This is a genomic window from Angustibacter aerolatus (assembly GCF_054776675.1).
In genome coordinates this window covers 1-749 of the sequence record NZ_BAAHBM010000203.1, presented here as the reverse complement: position 1 = coordinate 749, position 749 = coordinate 1, and the positions used below count along the sequence as shown (strand labels likewise).

Here is a 749-nt window from a genome sequence, read left to right as displayed (position 1 = left end):
GGCCGGCCCCCGGTGCGGCGAGCGTGGTCACGGTCGCGCGCTCGCCGCCCATGAGCTCGCGCGGTGCGACCCAGGCGGCGCGCACCGGCGCGGCCCCGCGCAGCGGCACCCGGTCGAGGACGTCGAGCACGCAACCGTCGCCGAGCAGTAACCCGTCGGACGCGCTGGGCAGGGCGCGCTGCGCCGTCCAGCCGCCGCAGACCGCCCACGGGTCCGGCACCGGCTGCGGCGGCGGGCCGCCGACGAGCAGGACGGTGCGCGTGCCCGGCGGCACGACGACCGCTCCCCCGGCCGTCAGCTCCGCGTCACCGGCCACCACCCCGGCCGGCGCGAGCAGCAGCACGCGCACGGAACCGTCGGCACACACGACCTGTGGGCGGTGCACGACGTCGGTGTCGCGGTCGGCGTCCGGCAGCTCGAGCACCAGCACCTCGCCGTCGGCGACCGTGCCCTGGCCGGCCAGCAGCGCGTCGGTGCGCGCGCCCACCGCAGCCAGCGCGGCCGGCGACGTCCCTCGACCCACCAGGGCCGCGCCGCCGGTGACGCCGAGCACCGTGCGGGCGGCGACACCCGCGGCCACGACGGTCCTGCCGCTGGCCACCGGGGTCGCCGACGCGTGCACGAGCCGGGCGGGCAGCGCCGCGTCGAGCCCGGCCGCGACACCCGCCGTCGTCGGTGCGGCCACCCGGGCGACCGCGCTGAGCCGGCGGCGACCGCGACCCGGGCAAGCGACCCGGCATGGGCGCGGC

The 749-nt window shown here is 80.8% G+C and carries 1 pseudogene; it reads right to left on the bottom strand.

The features are described 5' to 3' along the window. Positions 1–685 (bottom strand): annotated as a pseudogene (locus ACYVI6_RS18810) (hypothetical protein); the annotation flags it as partial. Positions 686–749 lie beyond the last annotated feature (64 nt).